Origin of the sequence: Mesorhizobium sp. M5C.F.Cr.IN.023.01.1.1, assembly GCF_003997585.1 — a bacterium.
Taxonomy (GTDB): Bacteria; Pseudomonadota; Alphaproteobacteria; order Rhizobiales; family Rhizobiaceae; genus Mesorhizobium; species Mesorhizobium wenxiniae.
Genome location: NZ_RZSU01000099.1, coordinates 1 through 23,012 on the forward strand (window position 1 = coordinate 1; position 23,012 = coordinate 23,012).

23 protein-coding genes and 2 pseudogenes are annotated in these 23,012 nt (G+C 63.4%); 16 read left to right on the forward strand and 9 right to left on the reverse strand.

Going from position 1 to position 23,012, the window contains the following annotated elements; all coding sequences use genetic code 11:
* A partial coding sequence (locus tag EOA78_RS28130; RefSeq protein ID WP_164783968.1) for an iron-sulfur cluster assembly protein occupies positions 1 to 423 on the reverse strand: 423 nt, incomplete at its 3' end.
* A 241-nt stretch (positions 424 to 664) separates the two neighbouring features.
* Here EOA78_RS28130 and EOA78_RS28135 point away from each other — a divergent pair.
* The 12 genes from EOA78_RS28135 to EOA78_RS37360 all read left to right on the forward strand — a co-directional run bounded on the left by EOA78_RS28135 (position 665) and on the right by EOA78_RS37360 (position 9,850).
* Positions 665 to 1,042 carry a VOC family protein gene (locus EOA78_RS28135; protein WP_127318189.1) on the forward strand — a complete coding sequence of 126 codons (378 nt, stop codon included), beginning with the start codon at positions 665 to 667 and terminating at the stop codon, positions 1,040 to 1,042.
* Between the two features lie 97 nt (positions 1,043 to 1,139).
* Positions 1,140 to 2,039: a LysR family transcriptional regulator gene (locus EOA78_RS28140; protein WP_127318191.1), complete on the forward strand. Its 900-nt coding sequence runs from the start codon at positions 1,140 to 1,142 to the stop codon at positions 2,037 to 2,039.
* Positions 2,040 to 2,173: 134 nt separating this feature from the next.
* Positions 2,174 to 2,653 carry a formate dehydrogenase subunit gamma gene (locus EOA78_RS28145; RefSeq protein WP_127318193.1) on the forward strand — a complete coding sequence of 160 codons (480 nt, stop codon included), beginning with the start codon at positions 2,174 to 2,176 and terminating at the stop codon, positions 2,651 to 2,653.
* A complete protein-coding gene (locus EOA78_RS28150) occupies positions 2,650 to 4,206 on the forward strand; it encodes an NADH-quinone oxidoreductase subunit NuoF (RefSeq protein ID WP_127318195.1) in 1,557 nt (518 codons plus the stop codon). Before EOA78_RS28145 ends, EOA78_RS28150 begins: the two co-directional genes overlap by 4 nt.
* 12 nt (positions 4,207 to 4,218) lie before the next feature.
* The gene (gene fdhF / locus EOA78_RS28155) at positions 4,219 to 7,131 is read left to right on the forward strand and encodes a formate dehydrogenase subunit alpha (protein WP_127318197.1); all 2,913 of its coding nucleotides are present in this window, start codon (positions 4,219 to 4,221) and stop codon (positions 7,129 to 7,131) included.
* A 2-nt stretch (positions 7,132 to 7,133) separates the two neighbouring features.
* Positions 7,134 to 7,961 (forward strand): formate dehydrogenase accessory sulfurtransferase FdhD, encoded by an 828-nt coding sequence (fdhD, locus tag EOA78_RS28160; protein ID WP_127318199.1) that lies wholly within the window; start codon positions 7,134 to 7,136, stop codon positions 7,959 to 7,961.
* Positions 7,951 to 8,271: a formate dehydrogenase subunit delta gene (locus EOA78_RS28165; protein WP_127318201.1), complete on the forward strand. Its 321-nt coding sequence runs from the start codon at positions 7,951 to 7,953 to the stop codon at positions 8,269 to 8,271. Before fdhD ends, EOA78_RS28165 begins: the two co-directional genes overlap by 11 nt.
* Positions 8,272 to 8,396: 125 nt before the next feature.
* Positions 8,397 to 8,549, forward strand: a complete 153-nt coding sequence (locus EOA78_RS28170) for a hypothetical protein (protein ID WP_245477779.1) — start codon at positions 8,397 to 8,399, stop codon at positions 8,547 to 8,549.
* Between the two features lie 130 nt (positions 8,550 to 8,679).
* Positions 8,680 to 9,111, forward strand: coding sequence for a nuclear transport factor 2 family protein (locus tag EOA78_RS28175; protein ID WP_127318203.1), 432 nt, complete (start codon positions 8,680 to 8,682; stop codon positions 9,109 to 9,111).
* Between the two features lie 65 nt (positions 9,112 to 9,176).
* Positions 9,177 to 9,533 (forward strand): hypothetical protein, encoded by a 357-nt coding sequence (locus EOA78_RS37350; protein WP_245477781.1) that lies wholly within the window; start codon positions 9,177 to 9,179, stop codon positions 9,531 to 9,533.
* Entirely contained in the window at positions 9,512 to 9,676 is a 165-nt protein-coding gene (locus tag EOA78_RS37355) for a hypothetical protein (RefSeq protein WP_245477783.1), read from the forward strand. The genes EOA78_RS37350 and EOA78_RS37355 overlap by 22 nt, the downstream gene beginning before the upstream one ends.
* A 6-nt stretch (positions 9,677 to 9,682) precedes the next feature.
* Positions 9,683 to 9,850 carry a hypothetical protein gene (locus EOA78_RS37360; protein WP_245477784.1) on the forward strand — a complete coding sequence of 56 codons (168 nt, stop codon included), beginning with the start codon at positions 9,683 to 9,685 and terminating at the stop codon, positions 9,848 to 9,850.
* A gap of 131 nt (positions 9,851 to 9,981) precedes the next feature.
* On the opposite strand, the gene EOA78_RS28190 is transcribed toward EOA78_RS37360, so the two are convergent.
* From EOA78_RS28190 to EOA78_RS28215, 6 genes are all read right to left on the reverse strand, one after another.
* Positions 9,982 to 11,409, reverse strand: a complete 1,428-nt coding sequence (locus EOA78_RS28190) for a gamma-aminobutyraldehyde dehydrogenase (protein ID WP_127318205.1) — start codon at positions 11,407 to 11,409, stop codon at positions 9,982 to 9,984.
* Positions 11,410 to 11,438: 29 nt separating this feature from the next.
* Positions 11,439 to 12,254 (reverse strand): ABC transporter permease, encoded by an 816-nt coding sequence (locus EOA78_RS28195; RefSeq protein ID WP_127318207.1) that lies wholly within the window; start codon positions 12,252 to 12,254, stop codon positions 11,439 to 11,441.
* Positions 12,244 to 13,209 carry an ABC transporter permease gene (locus tag EOA78_RS28200; protein WP_127318209.1) on the reverse strand — a complete coding sequence of 322 codons (966 nt, stop codon included), beginning with the start codon at positions 13,207 to 13,209 and terminating at the stop codon, positions 12,244 to 12,246. Before EOA78_RS28200 ends, EOA78_RS28195 begins: the two co-directional genes overlap by 11 nt.
* A gap of 133 nt (positions 13,210 to 13,342) precedes the next feature.
* The gene (locus EOA78_RS28205) at positions 13,343 to 14,341 is read right to left on the reverse strand and encodes an ABC transporter ATP-binding protein (RefSeq protein ID WP_127318211.1); all 999 of its coding nucleotides are present in this window, start codon (positions 14,339 to 14,341) and stop codon (positions 13,343 to 13,345) included.
* 188 nt (positions 14,342 to 14,529) lie between these two features.
* The gene (locus tag EOA78_RS28210; RefSeq protein ID WP_127318213.1) at positions 14,530 to 15,681 is read right to left on the reverse strand and encodes an ABC transporter substrate-binding protein; all 1,152 of its coding nucleotides are present in this window, start codon (positions 15,679 to 15,681) and stop codon (positions 14,530 to 14,532) included.
* 126 nt (positions 15,682 to 15,807) lie between these two features.
* Positions 15,808 to 16,734 carry a LysR substrate-binding domain-containing protein gene (locus EOA78_RS28215; protein WP_127318221.1) on the reverse strand — a complete coding sequence of 309 codons (927 nt, stop codon included), beginning with the start codon at positions 16,732 to 16,734 and terminating at the stop codon, positions 15,808 to 15,810.
* A gap of 88 nt (positions 16,735 to 16,822) precedes the next feature.
* Between EOA78_RS28215 and EOA78_RS28220 the strand changes: the two genes are divergently transcribed.
* Both EOA78_RS28220 and EOA78_RS28225 read left to right on the forward strand, forming a co-directional pair.
* Positions 16,823 to 17,272 (forward strand): Rrf2 family transcriptional regulator, encoded by a 450-nt coding sequence (locus tag EOA78_RS28220; RefSeq protein WP_065009352.1) that lies wholly within the window; start codon positions 16,823 to 16,825, stop codon positions 17,270 to 17,272.
* Positions 17,262 to 18,159 (forward strand): annotated as a pseudogene (locus tag EOA78_RS28225) (NAD(P)/FAD-dependent oxidoreductase). Before EOA78_RS28220 ends, EOA78_RS28225 begins: the two are co-directional and overlap by 11 nt.
* On the opposite strand, the gene EOA78_RS28230 reads toward EOA78_RS28225, so the two are convergent.
* Positions 18,156 to 18,932, reverse strand: a complete 777-nt coding sequence (locus EOA78_RS28230; RefSeq protein ID WP_127318215.1) for a DeoR/GlpR family DNA-binding transcription regulator — start codon at positions 18,930 to 18,932, stop codon at positions 18,156 to 18,158. The pseudogene EOA78_RS28225 and the gene EOA78_RS28230 overlap by 4 nt on opposite strands.
* A 435-nt stretch (positions 18,933 to 19,367) precedes the next feature.
* Between EOA78_RS28230 and EOA78_RS28235 the strand changes: the two genes are divergently transcribed.
* Both EOA78_RS28235 and EOA78_RS28240 read left to right on the forward strand, forming a co-directional pair.
* Complete coding sequence (locus EOA78_RS28235; RefSeq protein ID WP_127318217.1) at positions 19,368 to 20,252, forward strand: phosphotransferase family protein; 885 nt, start codon at positions 19,368 to 19,370, stop codon at positions 20,250 to 20,252.
* Entirely contained in the window at positions 20,249 to 22,702 is a 2,454-nt protein-coding gene (locus tag EOA78_RS28240) for an FAD-dependent oxidoreductase (protein ID WP_127318219.1), read from the forward strand. Before EOA78_RS28235 ends, EOA78_RS28240 begins: the two co-directional genes overlap by 4 nt.
* On the opposite strand, the pseudogene EOA78_RS28245 reads toward EOA78_RS28240, so the two are convergent.
* Positions 22,692 to 22,838: pseudogene (locus tag EOA78_RS28245) on the reverse strand (SAM-dependent methyltransferase); the annotation flags it as partial. The gene EOA78_RS28240 and the pseudogene EOA78_RS28245 overlap by 11 nt on opposite strands.
* Positions 22,839 to 23,012: the final 174 nt, after the last annotated feature.

A 23,012-nucleotide genomic window follows, 5' to 3' on the forward strand; every position in this document is an offset into this window, starting at 1 on the left:
GGAAGCGACAGCGATGATCGCCTCGATGCCGGGCACGCCGCGCTTGCCCTGGCTGTGCGAGGCTGGAACGTGGGGAGCCGGACGTGGCGCGGCAGCCGGTGCGGCCGGCGGCGCGGGCCTGGGGGCGGGCCGCGCCGGAACCGGAGCCTCCATGCCGCCACCCTTCTTTTCCGCAGTGAGGGCAACCACGGCGCCGGCGACACCGGGGATCGCCTTGACGACACGCTCGGCGGCGGCGCGCAATGGCTCCATCTCCTGGGCCCGGGCAGCCGGCACCGTGATCGAAAAGAACACCTTAGAATCGGCAATGAAAATTTCGGAAACCATGCCGAGGTCGACGATGTTGCCGGTGAAATCCGGTCCGTTGACCGTCTTCAGGCGCTCGATGACGATTTCCTTGCTAACGTTCTGGACGGCGGGCATCAGCTTTTCCTCTGCTTTCCGCCTGAGATAATGCAGTTCCCGAACAGAACCAAGCGGCGGAACGACACGCACGGGGCATAGCTTCAAAAACTTGCGTCTGCTCGTAGGGATTTGCGGGAGTCGAAACGTCCCTAGGGAAGAGGCACGCCGATAGCGCAAGCTGCGGTCGCCGGAAGACGAAGCAGCCCTATCTTGTTGCAGGGCTTCGGACGTGCTCGCCAGTAAGGAAAGGAGACCAATCATGCTCGCAAACAGCAACGCAACGGCCAATCTCGCGGTGAAGGACCTGGCCAAGGCCAAGGCCTTCTATGAAGACGTTCTGGGGCTGACGGAGGTTCACAACGAGGGTGGCGAACTGATCGTCTACAAATGCGGCGACACCAGCATCAATGTGTATCACTCGAAGTTCGCCGGAACCAACAAGGCGACGGCGGTGACCTGGATGGTCGGCGACGAGATCGGCAATATCGTCAATTCCCTGAAATCGAAGGGCGTCGCCTTCGAGCACTATGAGATGCCAGGCTCGACGATGGAAGGCGATGTCCATGTCGGCTACGGCATGAAGGTCGCATGGTTCAAGGATCCTGACGGCAACATTCTGAACCTTGTCGACAGGTAGGCTTGGACGGCGGCGAAGCTTCGGCCGCATGAGGATTTCGCCAAGCAAAAACAGCATGCATCTGGCGCTACCTCACTTGGCCGGGTAGCGTCCGCTCATGATCGACAAGCTGGAATTCTTCATCGCGCTGGCCAGGGAAGAGCATTTCGGCCGGGCGGCGGAGGTGTGCGGCGTCACCCAGCCGACGCTTTCGGCCGGCATCAAGCAGCTGGAGGGCCAGCTCGGCGTGATGCTGGTATTACGCGGATCGCGCTTTCAGGGGCTGACGCCGGAGGGAGAACAGGTGCTGGTGTGGGCGCGCCGCATCGTCGGCGACACCCGCACCATGCGCGAGGAGATGCGGGCGGCGCGCCACGGCCTCTCGGGACGCATCCGCATCGCGGCCATCCCGACGGCGCTGGCCATGGTGGCGCGGCTGACGACACCCTTTCGGGCAAAACATCCCGGCGTCACCTTCTCGGTATTGTCGCGTACCTCGATCGAGGTGCTGTCGCTCCTCGGCAATTTCGACATCGACGCCGGCATCACCTATCTCGACAACGAGCCGCTGGGGCGGGTGACCAGCGTGCCGCTCTATGACGAGCGCTATCAGCTAATCACCGCGGTCGGAAATCCCTATTCCGACCGCGACAAAGTGACATGGGCGGAGCTCAGCCAGCTGCCGCTTTGCCTGTTGACGCCGGACATGCAGAACCGCCGCATCATCGACCAGCACCTTGCCGAGGCCGGCACACAGGTGCGGCCGACGCTCGAATCCAATTCGATGATCGTCCTGTTCTCGCATATTCGTACCGGCAAATGGTCGTCGATCATGCCGCTCAACCTCTCGGAAACATTCGGCTTTTCCGAGCCGATCCGGGCCATTCCGATCGTCGAGCCGGATGCCAGCCACACCGTTGGGCTGGTGGCGACACCGCGCGAGCCTTACACACCGCTGGTCTCGGCGCTGCTGGACGAGGCGATGGCGCTGGCAGACGATTTCCGCGCCCGCCAGTAAGCTAGAGATTGCCGGACGGCCGGCATCGATAGAAGATTTCTATCGAGCAACGGATCAGCTTTATTGATTTGGTGGGTTTCCTCTGATTTCCTAAGCACTTAGCGGAAGATTACTACGACCAGGGAGGGCGCTGCATGACGATGCAGCCTGCAAGTACCGAGATCGCGTCGCGCACGGCGGCGATCATCCAGGAGCTGGAGGGCCTCGAAGGCCCGCTGTTGCCGATCCTCCACGGCATCCAGGAAGAGTTCGGTCATGTGCCGCAGGACGCGCTGCCGGTAATCGCCGAGGCGTTGAACATCTCCAAGGCAGAGGTGCACGGCGTCGTTACCTTTTATCATGACTACCGCCGCCACCCGGCCGGGCGGCATGTGCTGAAGCTTTGCCAGGCGGAAGCCTGTCAATCGATGGGCTCGGACTTGATCGCCGCCAAACTCAAGCAATTGCTGGGCATCGGCTTCCACGAGACGGCCCGCGACGGTTCGGTGACGCTGGAACCAGTCTATTGCCTCGGCCTTTGCGCCTGTGCGCCATCGGCGATGCTGGACGGCGACGTGATCGGCCGGCTCAATGACGAAAAACTCGACGAGATCGTTGCCGAGGTACGTTCATGATCCCGCGCATCTACATTCCCGGCGATTCCGGTGCACTGGCGCTCGGTGCGGAGAAGGTCGCCAAGGCGGTTCATGCGGAACTGGCCGATCGCGGCATTGAGGCCAAGATCGTGCGCAATGGTTCGCGCGGCGCCTATTTCCTCGAGCCGATGGTCGAAGTGGCGACAGACAAGGGCCGCGTCGCGTACGGGCCGGTGAAGCCTTCCGACGTCAAAAGCCTGTTCGACAGCGGTTTCCTCACCGGCGGCTACCACAAGCGCTGGCTGGGCGCACCCGACAAGATCCCGTTCCTGGCCAAGCAGACGCGCCTGACTTTCGCGCGTTGCGGCGTCACAGATCCGTTGTCGCTCGACAATTACAAGGCGCATGGCGGGCTGAAGGGCCTGCAAAACGCGGTGGCCATGACGCCGGCCGATGTCGTCAGCCAAGTGACCGAGTCCGGCCTGCGCGGACGTGGCGGCGCCGGCTTCCCGACCGGCATCAAATGGAAGACGGTGCTCGATACCACGGCCGACCGCAAATATATCGTCTGCAATGCCGACGAGGGTGATTCGGGCACATTCGCCGACCGCATGATCATGGAAGGCGACCCGTTCGTGCTGATCGAAGGCATGACCATTGCCGGCATCGCGACGGGCGCTGCCAAGGGCTTCATCTATATCCGCTCGGAATATCCGCACGCGGTAGCGGTCATGCAGAAAGCCGTCGAGATCGCCCGCAAGGCCGGCCTGCTCGGCCTTAACGTGCTGGGTTCTCCAAATAGCTTCGATATGGAAGTCCGTGTCGGTGCCGGCGCCTATGTCTGCGGCGAGGAGACCTCGCTGCTCGACAGCCTCGAAGGCAAGCGCGGGCAGGTGCGAGCCAAACCGCCGCTGCCGGCGCACAAGGGCCTGTTCGGCAAGCCGACGGTGATCAACAACGTCATCTCGCTGGCTTCGGTGCCTGTCATCATGGATAAAGGCGCAGCCTTCTACAAGGATTTCGGCATGGGCCGTTCGCGCGGCACCATCCCGATCCAGATCGCCGGCAACGTCAAATATCCCGGTCTCTATGAGGCTGCGTTCGGCATGACGCTGGGCGAAATCGTTGATGATATCGGCGGCGGCACCGCGACAGGACGTCCGGTCAAGGCCGTGCAGGTCGGCGGCCCGCTCGGCGCCTATTTCCCGCGCGCGCTGTTCGATACGCCGTTCGACTACGAAGCGTTCGCCGCCAAGGATGGCTTGATCGGTCATGCCGGCCTCGTCGTGTTTGACGACAGCGCCGACATGCTGAAGCAGGCGCGCTTCGCCATGGAATTCTGCAGCATCGAAAGCTGCGGCAAGTGCACGCCCTGCCGCATCGGCTCGACGCGCGGCGTCGAGGTGCTGGACCGGCTCGCTCAGAACATCGAACCCGAGAAGCAGATCGCGCTGGTCACCGACCTTTGCAACACGATGAAGTTCGGCTCGCTTTGCGCTCTGGGCGGCTTCACCTCATATCCGGTGATGAGTGCACTCAACCATTTCCCCGACGACTTTCGGCCGACGCCGGTCGCCGAAGCAGCGGAATAGGAGCGGACAGGCATGAACGCGGCATTCGACATCAAATCGCTGGTCCTGGAAATCGACTACGGCACGCCCGCTTCGGAAGCGGAACAGCAGGTGACGCTGACGGTCGACGGCAAGTCGGTGACCGTGCCGGCGGGGACCTCGATCATGCGCGCTTCGATGGAAGCGGGCGTCGAAATCCCCAAACTCTGCGCGACCGACATGCTGGACTCGTTCGGCTCCTGCCGGGTCTGCCTCGTCGAGATCGATGGACGCGGCGGTACGCCGGCCTCCTGCACGACGCCGGTCGGCGAAGGCATGGTCGTGCACACGCAAACCGACCGCCTCAACGCCATCCGCCGCGGCGTGATGGAACTCTATGTCTCCGACCACCCGACCGGCTGGAACGAGAAGGCCGGCACAGGCGCCAGCGAGTTCGACAAGGTCGCCAGCACGGTCGGTCTGACCGAGAACCGCTATGGCGTTGACGGCCGCAACCACGTCAAGCAGGAGAACGGCGTAGCGCCCGGCCATGGTTCGCTGGCGGTCGACTACATCGCCCGCGATGAATCCAATCCTTATTTCACCTATGATCCCGCGCAATGCATCGTCTGCTCGCGTTGCGTGCGGGCCTGCGAGGAGGTGCAGGGCACCTTCGCGCTTACCATTGAGGGCCGCGGCTTCGAATCACGCATGGTCGCCGGCATGCACGAGGACTTCATCGCCTCCGAATGCGTATCCTGCGGCGCCTGCGTGCAGGCCTGTCCGACCGATGCGCTGCGCGAGAAATCAGTACTTGCCAAGGGCCTGCCGGAGCGCTCGGCCGTCACCACCTGCGCCTATTGCGGCGTCGGCTGCTCGTTCAAGGCCGAGGTCAAGGGCGACGAGGTCATTCGCATGATGCCCTACAAGGAGGGCAAGGCGAACCACGGCCATTCCTGCGTGAAAGGTCGTTTCGCTTATGGCTATGCTACCCATAAGGACCGCATCCTGTCGCCGATGATCCGGGAAAAGATCACCGATCCTTGGCGGGAGGTGAGCTGGGAAGAGGCGATTGCCCATACGGCCAAGGAATTCCGCCGTATCCAGTACCAGTACGGACGCACCGCGATCGGCGGCATCACCTCCTCGCGTTGCACGAACGAGGAGACCTATCTCGTCCAGAAGCTGGTGCGGCAAGGCTTCCGCAACAACAATGTCGACACCTGCGCGCGCGTCTGCCACTCGCCGACGGGCTACGGGCTCGGCCAGACCTACGGCACCTCGGCCGGCACGCAGGACTTCGACTCTGTCGATTACACCGACGTTGCCGTCATCATCGGTGCCAATCCCGCTGCCGCCCATCCGGTGTTCGCCTCGCGGCTGAAGAAGCGGCTGCGCCAAGGCGCCAAGCTGATCGTGCTCGATCCGCGTCGCACCGAGATGGTCAAGTCGGCACATATCGAAGCGGCCTATCACCTGCCGCTGAAGCCCGGCACCAACGTGGCGGTGCTGACCGCGCTGGCGCATGTCATCGTCACCGAAGGTCTTTTCGACGAAGCCTTCATCCGCGAACGCTGCGACTGGGCGGAGTTCCAGGACTGGGCTTCTTTCGTCGCCTTGCCGGAAAACAGCCCGGAAACCGTCGGCAGATTGTCTGGCGTCGATCCCGAGCTGATCCGCGGCGCGGCACGTCTCTATGCCACCGGCGGCAACGGCGCGATCTATTACGGCCTCGGTGTGACAGAACACAGCCAGGGCTCAACCACGGTGATGGCGATCGCCAACCTGGCCATGGCCACCGGCAATATCGGCCGGCCGGGCGTCGGCGTGAACCCGCTGCGCGGCCAGAACAATGTGCAGGGCTCGTGCGACATGGGCTCCTTTCCGCACGAGTTGCCCGGCTATCGCCATATCTCCGGCGAAGCCGTGCGCGACATCTATGAAAGCCTGTGGGGCGTGAAGCTGGACGACGAACCGGGCCTGCGAATTCCTAACATGCTGGATGCCGCCGTCGACGGTAGCTTCAAGGGCATCTACATCCAGGGCGAGGACATTCTGCAGTCCGATCCCGACACCAAGCATGTCGCCGCCGGCCTCGCCGCGATGGAATGCGTGGTCGTGCACGACCTCTTCCTCAACGAGACGGCGAACTACGCGCATGTCTTCCTGCCGGGCTCGACCTTCCTCGAGAAGGACGGCACTTTCACCAATGCCGAGCGCCGCATCAACATGGTGCGCAAGGTTCTGGAGCCGAAGGCGCGCTACGCCGATTGGGAGGCGACGCAGGAGCTTGCCCGTGCGGTCGGGCTGGACTGGAACTATCAGCATCCCTCCGAGATCATGGACGAGATCGCCAAAACGACGCCGAGCTTCGCCGGCGTCTCCTTCGAGCTGCTCGACCGTGTCGGATCCGTGCAATGGCCCTGCAACGAGAAGGCGCCGCTCGGAACCCCGATCATGCATATCGATGGTTTCGTGCGCGGCAAGGGCAAGTTCATCCGCACCGAATATGTAGCGACGGACGAAAGGACCGGTCCGCGTTTCCCGCTGCTACTCACTACGGGCCGGATTCTCTCGCAGTACAATGTCGGGGCACAGACAAGGCGCACCGAGAATGTGATGTGGCACGCCGAAGACCGGTTGGAGATCCATCAGCACGATGCCGAGAACCGCGGCATCCGCGAAGGCGACTGGGTGCGGCTGGCGAGCCGTTCCGGCGAGACGACACTGCGCGCGCTGATCACCGACCGGGTGTCGCCGGGCGTGGTCTATACAACCTTCCACCACCCGGACACGCAGGCCAACGTCATCACCACCGACTTCTCGGACTGGGCTACCAACTGTCCGGAATACAAGGTCACGGCCGTGCAGGTGGCGCCGTCCAACGGGCCGACCGAATGGCAGAGGGATTATAACGAGCAGGCCCGCCAGAGCCGGCGCATCGCCCCGCTGGAAGCGGCGGAGTAGTCTTGGCCGCGCGCCGCAAAGCCACGACGCAGATCTCCCGTCTGGCGCATCGCGCCGGCGGCACCACAGCCGCGAACCGCATGGTTCCGGAGGAAACGCCGGTGGCGTTCTCCTTCGCCGGAACCACGCACGCGGTGATGATGGCGAGCCCCGCCGATTTCGAGGATTTCGCGCTCGGCTTCTTGCTGACCGAAGGCATCATCGCCGCCCCGCAAGAAATCGAGGCGATCGAGGTCGAGGATCACGGCGCCGGGATCGACATCCATTTCAGGCTGAAGGACCAGGCCAATACGCGCTTCGAGGCGCGGCGCAGACGGCTGGCCGGCCCGGTCGGCTGCGGGCTGTGCGGCATCGAGTCGATCGAGGAGGCGATGCGCTCGGTCGACGCCGTCGGTTCGAATCTTACGCTCGCAGCCGACGATATCGTCCGCTCGGTCAAGCTGCTGTCCAAGGTGCAGCCGTTGCACGCCGAGACCGGTGCGGTCCACGCCGCCGGTTTCTACATCCCCGGCAAAGGCATCGTCATGGCGCGCGAGGATGTCGGCCGCCACAATGCGCTGGACAAGCTGGCCGGTGCGCTGGCGAGAGCCGGCATCGACGGCGCATCAGGGGCCGTGGTCGTGACGTCGCGCGTGTCGGTGGAGATGGTGCAGAAGACAGCGGCCATCGGCGCCGCCTTCATCATCGCCGTCTCGGCGCCGACCGCGCTTGCCATCCGCACGGCAGAAGAGGCCGGCATGACGCTGGTGGCGCTGGTGCGCGGCGATGATTTCGATATTTTCACTCACCCCAGTCGTGTGGTTTCCGGAGTTGCCAAGCATGTCGCATGACGAAGAACACATCATGAGCACCGGGGAAAAGCTGGTGCGCATGGCCAACCAGATCGCCGATTTCTTCCATTCCAAGCCGCGTGAGGAAGGCATTGCCGGCGTTGCCGAGCACATCAACAAGTTCTGGGAGCCGAGGATGCGGCGGCAGCTATTCGAGATGCTGGACGGCGGCGGTGAAGGCTTCAACGAACTCGTTGTGGCTGCTTCCGCCAAGATCAAGCGGCCCAAGACCCCAGAACAGGCCGATACGAGCATCGGCTACACCGGGCGTTGGCCTGCGCAGGCCGAGAGCGCCGCTCCGCAAAAATAGCCCGACAACCGCCTCCCGGTCGCCAAAGGTCTTATATTCCCACTCTCTAAAGTTTGGCTGCCGCAAACGGTACGCCTCTGCTATGGTTGGCGACAAGAAATCGTCTGGCCGGGCGGGACATTTGCGTGAGGCCGATCGAAACTCGATACGCCCTTAGCGGCGATGTGCGGATCGCCTATCAGGTGGTCGGCCAAGGCTCGTTCGATCTCGTCTTCGTGCCGGGCTTCATCTCAAACCTCGACCTGCATTGGGAAGACGAGGCTACAGCCGTCTGTTGAAGCGGCTTTCGGCGTTCTCGCGGCTGGTAGTGTCTCAGTTTGAAATCCGGCGGTCTTGGGCGCCGCTCGCTCTCGCAATTCATGTGCGATATGATTGGTTTTTTGGTAACCAAGTTTGGTGGGCGTTGAAATGTTGAACTCCGACCTAACAAAATTCATCGAGCAGGACCATCTGGCGTTGGGCGCTTTTGTGAAGGGCGATCCTGAGCCCCTAAAGAGCCTCTATTCGCGTCGCGACGACGTGATAATCGCGAACCCGTTCGGTCCACCGGCTAAGGGATGGACAAAAGCGGCTGAGACAATGAATCGAGCTGCCACCAACTACCGGGACGGCGAGATCATTGGCTTTGAGCGCATCTCCGAGTACGCGACGGCGGACTTGGGATACATCATCGAGATCGAGCGGTTCCAATCGAAAGTCGGCGGTGCCGAAACAGTGGTGCCGATTGCGCTTCGGACCACCACCATCTTCCGGCGGGAGGATGGCGCATGGAGGATCGTCCTGCGTCACACCGATCCGATAACGTCGGCGCGGTCGGCGGCATCCATAGTTGGGCAATAGAAGATGCCACCGGACCTAAAGGACAGAAACGCCCCGCTGATGTGATCGGCAATGCCGTCCGCGTCATGCGTATTGCCGTAGGTGAGGCAGCCGACGAACTCCTAGACGATGGCAAAGACCCGGCTGCGAAGGCGCTGGGCGCGAAGGGCGGAAAGAAGCATGGCGGGGTCGCTCGAGCGGCTGTCAGACAAGCCCGACGGGCGGCCGCCGCCCTGGCGCGCATGAATGCCGGGATGGACGTGGGCGGCGTGGTGGCGGCGATCTGCGCTCCGACGCTGCTGATCCATCGCCGCAACGATGCGCGGTCGATCCCGACGCCAGCCGCTTCCTGGCCAGGAAGATCGCGAATGCGCGGCTGGTCGAAGGGCCCGGGCGCGATCATCCGATCTGGACTGGCGATGTGGAACGGGTTGCCGACCTGATCGAGGAATTCCTGACCGGCGAGCGCGCCGTGGCCGAGGCGGAGCGCTTGCTGGCCGCTCTTCTGGCGACCCGCATCTATGATACGGCGTGGCTCGGCGACCGCATGGGGAGCGAGCGCAACCAACGCTTTCAGGAGACATAGCGGCTGTTGGTCGGGCGCCATGGTGGCAGCGCGGCAGGTATGCATGGCGAGCTGATGATGTCGCGCTTCGACAGCCCGGCACGTGCCACACGCTGTGCAGGGGCGCTGCGCGAGGCAGCAGCCTATGTCGTGTCGGGCATGAGCCTATGGAACATCTATCGCATCGTGGAGTAGCAGTTCTTCTCGCGGTGACCGGGAGAGATGCCAACAGGCGGATGAGGGGTGGCGCCAGCTTGCCAAAGGCTTGTGCTGCCCCTCATCCGGCCCTTCAGGCCACCTTCTCCCGTCAACGGCAAGAAGGGAGACTACCCGTGCGCAACCATCACATGGCGGACGGCGGTGTAGTCTTCCAAGGCATAGAGTGACATGTCCTTGCCGTAGCCGGACTGTTTCAGCCCGCCATGCGGCATCTCATTGGTCAGCATAAAATGGGTGTTGATCCAGGTGCAGCCATATTGCAACCGAGCGGCTGTCGCCATGGCGCGCGAGACATCCTTGGTCCACACCGAGGACGCGAGGCCATAGTCGCTGTCATTGGCCCAGTTCACCGCCTCGTCGACCTCGGAAAAGCGGGTAACGGAGACAACCGGCCCGAATACTTCGCGGCGCACGATCTCGTCTTCCTGCAGCGCGCCGGCGACGACGGTTGGCTGGTAGAAGAAGCCGGAGCCCTCGCCCGGCTTGCCGCCGGTGGTGATCTCGATGTGCTTCAATTCCGAGGCGCGCTCGACGAAACTCGAGACGCGGTCGCGCTGGCGACGTGAGATGAGCGGCCCGATCTCGTTCTCGGTGTCGTCGGGGCGGTTGTATTTGATGGTTGAGACGGCGGAGGAAAGGTCGGCGACGAGCTTGTCGTAGATCTTCTTGCCGGCATAGATGCGGCAGGCGGCAGTGCAGTCCTGGCCGGCATTGTAGTAGCCGAAGGCGCGCAGGCCATTGATCACCGCGCCGAGGTCGGCATCGTCGAAGACGATGACCGGCGCCTTGCCGCCGAGTTCGAGATGCGTGCGCTTGACCGATTTGGCTGCGGCCTGCAGCACCTTCTTGCCGGTGGCGACGTCGCCGGTGATCGAAATCATGTTGACTTTCGGGTGGTTGATCAGCGTGTTGCCGACGCTGTCGCCGCGGCCGAGCACAACGTTGACGACACCTTCCGGCAGGATTTCAGCGAGGATCTTCGCCAGCTTCAGCGAGGTCAGCGGCGTCTGCTCCGACGGCTTGAAGACGACGGTGTTGCCGCCGGCAATCGCCGGCGCCAGCTTCCAGGCCATCATCATCAGCGGATAGTTCCATGGCGCGATCGAGGCGACGACGCCGATGGCATCGCGGCGGACCATCGAAGTGTGACCGGGGATGTATTCGCCGGCGACCTGGCCGGGCATCGAGCGGACAGCGCCGGCAAAGAAGCGGTAGCAGTCGACGATCGCCGGGATCTCGTCGTTGAGCACGGCATTGATTGGCTTGCCACAATTGAGCGCCTCGAGGGCAGCGAAATCTTGTGCCGCGGCCTCGATGCGATCGGCAATTTTTAGGAGATAACCGGAGCGCTGCGCCGGTGTGGTGCGCGACCAGGTGACGAAGGCCTTTTCGGCCGCCAGCACCGCTGCCTCGATCTGCGCCTGGCTCGCTTCGGGCAGGTTAAGGATGGTCGCCCCGGTCTTCGGATTGAGGATTGGCTCCTCGGTTTCGGTGCCCTTCTCGAATTTCGAGCCGATCAGCATCTTGGTGTCCATGGAAGTCTCTCCCTTATGGATTCTTGACGTCATTTGCCCGAACCGGCGATCTGGTCGCCGTCGCGGGTGAGGTAATAGGCGACGAGGATGGGCAGCAGCGTCACCAGCACGACGACCATGGCGACGACATTGGTGACCGGGCGCTGGCGCGGACGGATCAGCTCTTCAAGCATCCAGATCGGCAGCGTCTGCTGCTGGCCGGCGGTGAAGGTGGTGACGATGACCTCGTCGAACGACAGCGCGAAGGCAAGCATGCCGCCGGCGAGCAGGGCGGTGGCGATGTTGGGCAGCACGACATGGCGGAAGGTCTGGAAGCCGTCGGCGCCAAGGTCCATCGATGCCTCGATCATCGAGCCGGAGGTGCGGCGAAAGCGGGCGACAGCGTTGTTGTAGACAACGACGACGCAGAAGGTGGCGTGGCCGAGCACGATCGTCCAGAACGAGAACGGAATCTCGCCCAGCGAAAAGGCTGAACGCAGCGCGATGCCGGTGATGATGCCGGGCAGCGCGATCGGCAGGATGACCAGCAGCGAGATGGTTTCGCGGCCAAAGAACCGTGTTCGCGACACGGCGGCCGCGCAGAGCGTGCCGAGGACCAGGGCGACGAGTGTCGAGATAGCGGCGACACGGACCGACAGCGACAGCGACTGCCACACGTCCGGGCGGTTCCAGGTGACGGCGAACCATTGCGTCGTCAGCCCCGGCGGCGGCCAGACGAAGCTCCTTTCCTCGGTCGTGAAGGCATAGATGAAGATCAGGAATATCGGCACATGCAGGAACAACAAGCCGCAGGCAGCGGCGATCTTCAGGCCGAGAGGAGCGGATGGTGAGCCATCAGAGCGCATCGAAGGCCCCCATGCGCTTGGCGCCCCAGAGGTAGAAGCCCATGATGACGATGGGCACCACGGTGAAGGCGGCGGCGAGCGGAATGTTGCCAGCGGTGCCCTGCTGCGAATAGACGGCCTGGCCGATGAACAGCCGCGAGGTGCCGACGATCTGCGGGATGATGTAATCTCCGAGCGTCAGCGAGAAGGTGAAGATCGAGCCGGCGACGATGCCCGGGAGCGCCAGCGGGAACAGCACGTTGCGGAAGGTCTGGCCGGGCGAGGCCCCGAGATCGGACGAGGCCTCGACCAGATTGCCGGGCACGCGCTCGAGTGCCGCCTGCACCGGCAGGATCATGAAGGGCAGCCAGACGTAGACGAAGACGATGAAGGTGCCGGTGGACGACACCGACAGGGAATTGCCGCCGACGATCGGCAGCGACAGCCAGACATCGAGCAGCCATAGAAGATGCAGCTTGGCGAGCAGCCAGGTCAGGATGCCTTCCTTGGCGAGGATGAGCTTCCAGGCGTAAATCTTGACCAGATAGCTCGACCACAGCGGCAGCATGATGCCGAGATAGAACAGCGCCTTCCAGCGGCCGCGCGCATAGCGCGCCGCGTAATAGGCGATGGGAAAGGCGATGATCGCGGAGGCGAAAGTGACCAGGGCCGCCATCGTCACCGTGCGCAAGATGATGTCGAGATTTGCGGCCTGCAGCAGATCGCCATAGGTCTTCAGCGTGAATTCACGGTTGATGAGGCCGGAGAATTCGTCGATCGAGAAAAAGCTCTGCAAGAGCAGTGCGAACAGTGAGCCGATGTAGACGATGCCGAGCCACAGCACCGGCGGCAGCAGCATCAATAGCAGCAGGAGCTTGGGCCTGCGCCAGAACAGGTCCGACAGCGCGCCGCGCAAGCCGCGCGCGCGAGGAAGGAGGGCTGGGGCAGGTTTTGCCTGGGCAGCGGTCAGAATCATGGTTTCTTCGACCGGTTGCGTTCCTTCGCGCCCCCCTCTGTCCTGCCGGACATCTCCCCCAGTCCGGCAGAACAGAGGGGGGCGCCGTGAAGCGCCTTGCCTCGGCTATTAGCGACAGTTGCCGAAAGCGCCATCATGCCGGCTCGTCCATAAGATGCAAATGCTCGCGGTTGAAGGTGAGCACGACCGCCTCACCTGCCTTCGGCAAGGCTGCACCGGCCGGCACGATGGCGTGCAGGCGCAAGCCGTCGGCGTCGAGCGCCAGTCTGGTCGTGGCGCCGAGATAATTGGTCGAGACGAGACGAGCGGCAACGCCATCGCCCTTCGCCGCCCGGCCGATGCGAATGGATTCAGGGCGCAGGCTGCCCCAGCGATGCTGGCCGGAATAGCGCTGGACGAAATCCGGCGGCAGCACATTGGACGAGCCGACGAAATCGGCGACGAATCGCGTCTTCGGGCGCTGGTAGATGTCCTCCGGCGTGCCGATCTGCATGATCTTGCCGTCGTTGAATACGGCGACGCGATCGGCCATCGACAGCGCCTCGCCCTGGTCGTGGGTGACGAAGACGAAGGTGATGCCGAGCGCCTTCTGCAGCGACTTCAGCTCCTCCTGCATGTTCTCGCGCAGCTTGAGGTCGAGCGCGCCAAGCGGCTCATCGAGCAGAAGCACCTTGGGCTGGTTGACCAGCGCGCGGGCGAGTGCGACGCGCTGGCGCTGTCCGCCAGAAAGCTGGCTGGGACGGCGGGCGCCGTAGCCGGGAAGCCGGACCAGCGACAGCGCCTCCTCCGCCGCCTTCTGCCGCTCGGGCTTGCCGACGCCCTTGACCATCAGGCCGTAAGCGACGTTGTCGAGCACGTTCAGATGCGGGAACAGCGCGTAGTCCTGGAAGACGGTGTTGACGTTGCGGCGATAGGGCGGGACGCCTTCGGCGCGTTCGCCGAAAATGGAGATCGACCCCGATGTCGGCTGCTCGAAGCCGGCGATCAACCGCAGGCAGGTCGTCTTGCCGGAACCCGAAGGTCCAAGCATGGCGAAGAACTCGCCCGGCGCGATATCGAGGTCGACCACGTCGACGGCGCGCACGCTGCCGAAATGGCGCGAGACTCTGGCGAACGAAACGGCGGAGGTCATGGGCTGTCCCAGGCTGATCAAATTCAGGCGACGGCGCTGCCCCTCATCTGCCTGCCGGCACCTTCTCCCCGTATAGTGACGGGGAGAAGGGGCTAGCCGCAACGCTCGCGATCCTCCTCTCCCCGTTCCTCACGGGGAGAGGGTAAGGGTGAGGGCAGGGCTGCGCTCTCACAACGAGCGAGACGAACTCACCGCCCGCCGATGACGCCGATATAGTCCGACACCCACCGATAGTAAGGCACGCACTGGTCCTGGGTGGCGCACTTCGACACCGGCGTCTTCCAGAACTTGATCTTTTCGAAGTTGTCGAAGCCGTTGGTCTTGCAGCCTTCGTCGCCGAGCAATTCGTTGCCCTTGCAGGCAGCCGGCACCACAGGGAGCGAACCGAACCAGGCGGAGACATCGCCCTGCACTTTCGGCGACAGCGAGTGCTCCATCCACATATAGGCGCAGTTCGGGTGGGCTGCGTCGGCCGCCAGCATGGTCGTGTCGGCCCAGCCGGTGACGCCTTCCTGGGGAATGGTCGAAGCGACGGGCTTCTTGGCGGCAACCAGCGTGTTGACCTGATAGGGCCATGAACCGGAGGCGACGACGCCTTCGTTCTGGAAGTCATCGACCTGGATGGCAGCGTCATGCCAGTAGCGTCCGACCAGCGTGCGTTGGACGCGCAGCAGATCGAGGGCGGCCTTGTACTGATCCTCGGTCAGCTCGTAGGGATCCTTGATGCCGAGCCCCGGCTTGTGGAACATCAGATAATTGGCAGCGTCGGCGATGTGAATCGGCCCGTCATAGGCCTGGACGCGGCCCTTGTTCGACTTGCCGTCGGGCAAGGTCATCTCCTCGAAGACGACGTTCCAGCTCTTCGGCGCTTCCTTGAACACCTCGGTGTTGTACATCAGCACATTCGGTCCCCACTGGTAGGGGGCGCCGTAGTGGACGCCGCCAACCGTGAACCACGGCGCATCCTTCAGCCTGTCGTCGACCGTGCTCCAGTTCGGGATGAGATCGGTGTTGATCGGCTGGACCCGCTTGCCGGCGACGAGGCGCAGCGAAGCGTCGCCCGAGGCGGTGACGAGGTCGAAGCCGCCCTCATTCATCAGCGCGACCATCTCGTCGGAGGTGTTGGCGGTCTTGATGTTGACCTTGCAGCCTGTGTTCTTCTCGAAAGACGTGACCCAATCATAGTTCTTGTCGGTTTCGCCGCGTTCGATGTAACCGGGCCAGGCGACAATGTTGACCTGGCCTTCGCCCTTGCCGAGTTCCTTGACCTGGGCGATCGCCTGGCCGGAGAAGGCCAGCGCGACCGTCAATGCAGTGCACGACTTCAGGAATGAGTTCATCATCGATCTCCCATTTGAGGGGCCGCACTCTCGCGGCGGCTTTGGTCCCTGATTGTGAAAGTGCTGTGAAATTTCCGGTTTCGCAAATTCATTTATCAGAAAGGCGATATCGATTTTTCCGATAGATTAACGACCAATCTTCTCCGGCCGCTGACGTACCATGCGCTGCGATTGTGCAAGCCCGATGAAGTCGCGAGCGGCCTGGGGCAGGCCGGAGCCGCGCCGCCAGACCGTGCCGACCTGAACAACCGGCAAGGAGCCCGAAATATCGCGCGATTCGATGCGGTCGCCTTCGAGCGACCATGGCCGGTAGACGAGGTCGGGCAGCAGCGCCACGCCGGCGCCGGTAGCGACGAGGCTGCGCACCGCTTCGACCGAGCGGGTGCGGAAGGCGACATGCGGCTTAGCGCCGATCGCCGCCAGCAGTTTTCCGGTATTCTCCTCGATCTCATCGACGGTCAGCATGATCAGCGGCTCCGAGGCGATATCGCCAATGCCGATGATGTCGGCGCCGGACAGCGGATGGCCAAGCGGCAGCCATAGCCGATAGGCCGAGACTTCGAGAATTTCGGATTGCAGGGCGGTGCGGTCGCGCAGGTTCGAGGTGACCATGACGGCGATGTCGAGCTTGCCGCCGATCAGCAGATGTTCGAGGTAATCGCCATTGTCCTCGATGGCCGAGATCTCGACGCCCGGATAGGCGCGGCGGTAGCGGGCGAGAAGGTCGGACAGCACATAGCCGGCGACCAGTGAGGTGACGCCGAGTTGGAGACGGCCACCTGCAACCGCCTGATCGCCGAAGAAGGAGCGGCGCGCGTCGGAAACGTCGGCAAGGATCTTTGTCGCGTGGCGCAGGAACTGATGGCCCTTGTGGGTGATGTTGAGGCCGCGCGGGTGGCGCTCGAACAGTTCGACGCCGAGATCGCTTTCGAGCTCCTTGATCGCTTCGGTGACCGACGATTGCGAGATGGACAGGTTCTGCGCGGCGCCCGACACCGTGCCCTGCTCGGCGACGGCGATGAAGAACTGCAGCTGGCGGATGGTGAAGGCCATCGCCGGACTAAACACGGCGGAGGCGGCGCTGGGAAGTGGGCGATCGACATCACTTGACGATCGCAAGAATCGTAACTAACTAAGTTACATGAAACGAAACAGCAGACTGTCGTCGACCCTGCACATTCTCGTCCATATGGCCGAGACGCAGGAACACGCGCTGACCTCCGAGCAGCTCGCCACATTCATCCACACAAACCCGGTCGTGGTCCGACGGACCATCGCCGGCTTGCGCGACGCCGGCATCGTCACCTCGGCGCGCGGCCATGGTGGCGGCTGGCAGCTTGGCCGCGCGCCCGAGAAAATTTCGCTGGCCGAGATCAGCGCCGCGCTTGGCGAAACGCTGCTGCCGTTCGGCACCGAGCCGGAAAGCCCCGGCTGCCTTGTCGAACAAGCGGTGATAGCCGCGCTCGATGAATTTCGTGTCGAGGCCGAGAGGCTGCTGGCGGAAAAACTCAGCCGCATCACGCTCGCCGATCTCGCCGCCGATTTCCGCCGCCGTTACGAGTTGATTGGAGTGACCAGCCATGCAGTATGATCTGATTGTCGTGGGCGGCAGCTTTGCCGGCCTGTCCGCCGCCATCCAGGCGGCACGAGCCCGGCGCAACGTCCTGGTGATCGACGCCGGCCAGCCGCGCAACCGTTTTGCCGAGCATTCGCACGGGTTCCTCGGACAGGATGGGCGCGCGCCCGGCGCAATCCTGGACGATGCAAGGCGGCAGCTGCTGGCCTATCCGACGGCCAAGCTCGTCAACGGGTTGGCGGACGAGGCCGCTGCCGCCGGTGCCGGTTTCGAGATCACCACGGATCGCGGCGAGACATTCGGCGCGGCACGGCTGGTTCTTGCCACCGGCGTGCGCGATATCCTGCCCGATGTCCCCGGGCTTGCCGAGCATTGGGGAAAGAGCGTGCTGCATTGTCCCTATTGCCATGGCTTCGAGGTGGCCTGGCGGGCCGCTTGGCGTGCTGGCAACCGGACCGATGGCGGTGCATCAGGCGCAATTGATCGCCGACTGGGGCGACGTCACGCTGTTCGCAAACGGCGTGTTCGAGCCTGACGCGGAACAGATGCTTGCGCTGGAAAGGCGGAACGTACGGTTCGAGCCGGCCGGCGTGGCCGAACTGGAAAAGGATGGTGCGGGTGGTCTGGTTGTCAGTCTCGAAGACGGCCGCAAAGGCCGCGTCAAGGCACTGTTCACCGCACCGCGCAACACCATGGCGAGTCCGGTTGCCGAACAGCTCGGCTGCAGCTTCACGGAAGGTCTTCTCGGTCCAGTGATCACCGTCGACGACCGCCAGCAGACGACAGTCCCAGGTGTCTATGCCGCCGGAGACGCGGCACGATCGATGCACAACGTCGCCTTCGCCGTATCAGATGGCGCCTTCGCGGGCGTATGCGCCCACCAATCGCTGGTTTTCGGTTAGATCCCGCTCTCGTCGCCGACAATGCTGAGCCGCGCGCCGGCTTGCCCCAGTGCAGCGGCAATGTCGCGCGGCGGCGACCGGTCGGTGGCAAGTTCGGAAAAACCGTCGAAGCCGCAGACCTGGACCAGGCCTTGGCGGCCGAATTTGGTGTGGTCGGTGATGACAAGCGTGCGCTGGCCGCGCGACAGCACCATGCGGGCGAATTCCGCCTCTTCCAGATCATAGTCCATGAGGCCCGTGACAGCATCGGCCGCGCCGATGGAGATCACCGCATGGCTGACGGAAAACCGGCTGACGAATTCGATGGCCGAGACGCCGAAGGCGGCGCCCGAATCGCTGCGCAGTTCGCCGCCGGCCATATAGACCTTGTTGCCGTTGACCGTAGCCAGCGTGCGGGCGATGTCGGAAGAGTTGGTGACCACCGTCAGCCGTCGGTGGCCGAGCAGTTCGCGAGCCAGGAAAGAGGTGGTGGTGCCGGTGTCCAGCATGATCGATTCGCCGTCGCGGATGGTCGCGGCAACCATGCGGGCAATGGCGCGCTTGGCATCGGCATTCTCGCGCATGCGCCGCTCGAATGGCGCCTCGCCGGCCATTGACGGCAGGCCGACGGCGCCATGCATCTTCAGGATCGAACCGTCAGTGGTCAGCGGCTTGACGTCGCGGCGCACGGTCTCCAGCGAGACGCCCAGCCGGTCGGCCAGGCTGGCGATGGTGACGGTGCCCTCTTCCTGCAGGAGACGCAGGATTTCGCCATGTCGCTTCGAATGCATCATCGGGTTCGCCCAATCGGATTGTTGCGCTACTGACTGCTTCTAAGGCAAATCGGCCACAGTTCACAAGGAATCCTAAAGGTTTCGGGCAAGAAGACAGAAAAAGCCACAAGTTTTCGTTGACAAGCCGGATCACATGGCGTGACACTGGCTCGTGACAGGCTCGGAACTGCCACGGGAAAATGATGGCAGAGCCGCACCAAAATTCGCCTGCCCGAACGTCTGGAAAATCGTCTGACGCAAGGGAAAAGGACTGTTTCGAATCCGCGGGGGCGGATGCCGGCGTCGAAGAACCCGGCACAGGGGCTCGTCGGTGCGGTGCGGGATACCGATCCTGGCATCCCGCACCGACGAGATTTTCGCATTGCTCCCTCCTGCCGGCCGCCACCTTTGTCTCGCCCGCGGCGTCTTGAACCCCGCCCAACGAGGGATGAACCTGTGACCGCCGAGGACCGCATCCGCGCCCTGCCCTGCTGGACCGGCAGCATCGAGATCGCGCCGCTGCCGGGCGGCCTGAGCAACGCCAACTATCTGGTCAAGGACGCAGCTGGGCGGCATGTCGTGCGCTTTGGCCAGGACTTTCCATTCCACCACGTCTTTCGCGAGCGCGAGGTGATGACCGCGCGCGCGGCGCACGCCGCCGGCTTCGCGCCTGCGGTCCACCATTCCGAGCCCGGGATCCTGGTGACGGAATTTCTCGGCGCCAAGACCTATGTAGCGGAAGACGTACGCGCCAATATCGGCCGCGTCGCCGCCCTGATGCGCGGCTTCCATCGGGAGATGCCCAATCATGTCTCCGGCGCCGGCTTCATGTTCTGGGTGTTCCATGTCATCCGCGACTATGCGCGCACGCTGGAGGAAGCCGGCAGCCGCATGCGAAGCGAGTTGCCGCGGCTGCTGACGCTTGCGGACGAACTCGAACGGGCGCAGAAACTGCTGCCGATCGTCTTCGGCCACAACGATCTCTTGCCGGCTAATATTCTCGACGACGGCCATAGACTGTGGCTGATCGATTTCGAATATGCCGGCTTCAACACGGCGATGTTCGACCTCGCGGGCGTCGCCTCGAACGCAAGCATGAACGACGAGGAGTCCTTCGCCTTCCTGACTGCCTATTTCATGAAGGAGCCGGACGAGGCGATCCGCCGCTCGCATGCGGCCATGCAATGCGCATCGCTGCTGCGCGAGGCGATGTGGAGCATGGTTTCCGAACTTTATCTCGACGCGCCCGGCATCGACTACGTTGCCTATACAGACGAAAACCTGACGCGGCTCGATGCCGCGCTGGAAAACTACCGAACGAAATACGGACAGAAATCATGAAATTGCCCGCTCACGCCGAGATCGTCGTCATCGGCGGCGGCATCATCGGCTGTTCAACGGCCTATCATCTGGCGCGTGACCACAAGGCCGATGTCGTGCTTTTGGAACAGGGCAAACTGACATCGGGCTCCACATGGCATGCGGCGGGGTTGGTCGGCCAGTTGCGGTCCTCGGCCTCTATCACCCGCGTGCTCAAATATTCGGTCGATCTCTACAAGGGGCTGGAAGCCGAAACCGGGCTGGCCACCGGCTGGAAGATGACCGGGTGCCTCAGGCTCGCTACCAATGCCGACCGCTGGATCGAGTATAAGAGGCTGGCGACGACGGCGAAAAGCTTCGGCATGGATATGCAGTTGCTGTCACCGGCCGAGGTCAAGACAATGTGGCCGCTGCTGGAGGCCGGGGATCTCGTCGGCGCCAGCTGGCTGCCGACCGACGGGCAGGCAAGCCCTTCCGACATCACGCAATCGCTGGCCAAAGGCGCGCGCATGCATGGCGCCAGACTGTTCGAGGATGTCCGCGTTACCGGCTTCGACATGAAGGATGGCCGCATCACCGCGGTAAAGACCAACAAGGGCGATATCGCCTGCGGCAAGGTGGTGAACTGTGCCGGGCAATGGGCGCGGCAGGTAGGCGCCCTTGCCGGCATCAACGTGCCGCTGCAGCCGGTGAAGCACCAGTATATCGTCACCGAAAGAATAGACGGGTTGGCGACCGATGCGCCGACGATCCGCGACCCCGACCGCCGCATTTATTTCAAGGAGGAGGTCGGCGGGCTGGTGATGGGCGGCTATGAGCCGAACCCGCAAGCCTGGACGACCGATCTTCCCGGCGGCGATGTCCCTGATGACTGGGAGTTCCGGCTGTTCGACGACGATTACGATCATTTCGAGCAGCATATGAACCAAGCGATCGCGCGGGTTCCGGCGCTCGAAACCGTCGGCGTCAAGCAGATGATCAACGGGCCGGAGAGTTTTACGCCGGACGGCAATTTCATCCTCGGCGTGGCGCCCGAATGCGCCAACATGTTCGTCGGCGCCGGCTTCAACGCCTTCGGCATCGCGGCGGGCGGCGGCGCCGGCTGGGTGCTGGCGCAATGGGTGGTCGACGGCGAGGCGCCACTCGACCTGTGGGTGGTCGATATCAGACGCTTTTCCGACCTGCACCGCGACCGGCAATGGGTCCGCGACCGCACGCTGGAAGCCTATGGCAAGCACTACACGATCGGCTTCCCGCATGAGGAGTATGTCACGGGCCGGCCACGGATCGTGTCGCCGCTCTATGAACGGCTGCAAAAGCACCGCGCCGTGTTCGGCTCCAAACTCGGTTGGGAGCGGCCGAACTGGTTTGCGCCCGAAGGCGTCGAGCCGAAGGACATCTATTCGATGGGCCGGCAAAACTGGTTCGCGCCGGTCGGCGACGAGCACCGGCACGTGCGCGAGAACGTCGGTATTTTCGACCAGTCGTCCTTCGCCAAATACGAAATGACCGGTGCGGATGCGCTGAAGGCGCTCGACTGGATCTGCGCCAACGACGTCGCCAAGCCGGTCGGCCGGCTCACCTACACGCAGCTTCTCAACACGCGCGGCGGTATCGAGGCCGACTTGACCGTGGCGCGGCTCGGCGAAGAACGATTCTACGTCGTCACCGGCACCGGTTTTAGGACGCATGATTTCTCGTGGATCGGCGACCATGTCGGCAGCGAGCTCGACGTGACGCTCACCGATGTCACCGAGGATTTCGGCACGCTTTCGCTGATGGGGCCGCGCGCCCGCGACGTGCTGGCTGCGGTGACCGATGCGGACGTGTCGAACACCGCTTTCCCGTTCGGACATGTGCGGGAAATCTCCGTCGCCGGCCACACAGTTCGGGCGCTGCGCGTCACCTATGTCGGCGAGCTCGGCTGGGAGCTGCATGTGCCGATCGCGGCGACGGGCGAAATCTTCGACGCGCTGATGGCGGCGGGCGAGGAGCACAGCATCCGCCCGGTCGGCTACCGGGCGCTGGAATCGCTGCGGCTGGAAAAAGGCTACCGCGCCTGGGGCTCCGACATCACGCCCAATGACACGCCGCAGGAGGCCGGCCTCGGCTGGGCGGCGAAACTCAGAAAGAACACGGATTTCCTTGGCAGGCGGGCTCTGGAAAGCATCAGCGGCGGCACACCGAAAAAACGCTTTGCCGGCTTTACCGTCGATGATTGCGAGATCGTGCTGCTCGGGCGCGAGACGATCTTGCGCAACAACGAGCCGGTTGGCTACCTGACCAGCGGCGGCTATGGCTACACGGTCGGCAAGAACATCGGCTACGGCTATGTGCGCAACGCCGATGGCGTCAGCGACGATTTCCTCACCTCCGGCGACTACGAGCTGGTGGTGGCGATGGAGCGGACGCCGGCAAAAATCCATCTCGAGCCGCTTTACGATCCGGCGGGAGCAAGAATCAGAGCCTAGACCAGCTCACGCGCAGAACGAGGCCGCGGCTCGGCACGGTGTCCGCCTCGCCCGGCATGGAGACATAGGGCGACGTCTCCTCGGCACGCGTGACGACGCGCTTCGTCTCGAGGTCGGCGATCCGCGCGGCAAAACCGGCGCCTATAAGCACCGAGCTTGAGGCCGTACGTCAGATCGAGAACCGCTTGTCTTATGACTTTCGCTGCCAAACGGGCGAAGAAGGACCGCTGGGAGAGGGTGACCGCCCTCCCTCAGCGGCGAGGGTCGGATCGGTGAAATGCAGACCGTTTGACGGGTCGAGCTAGAGTTT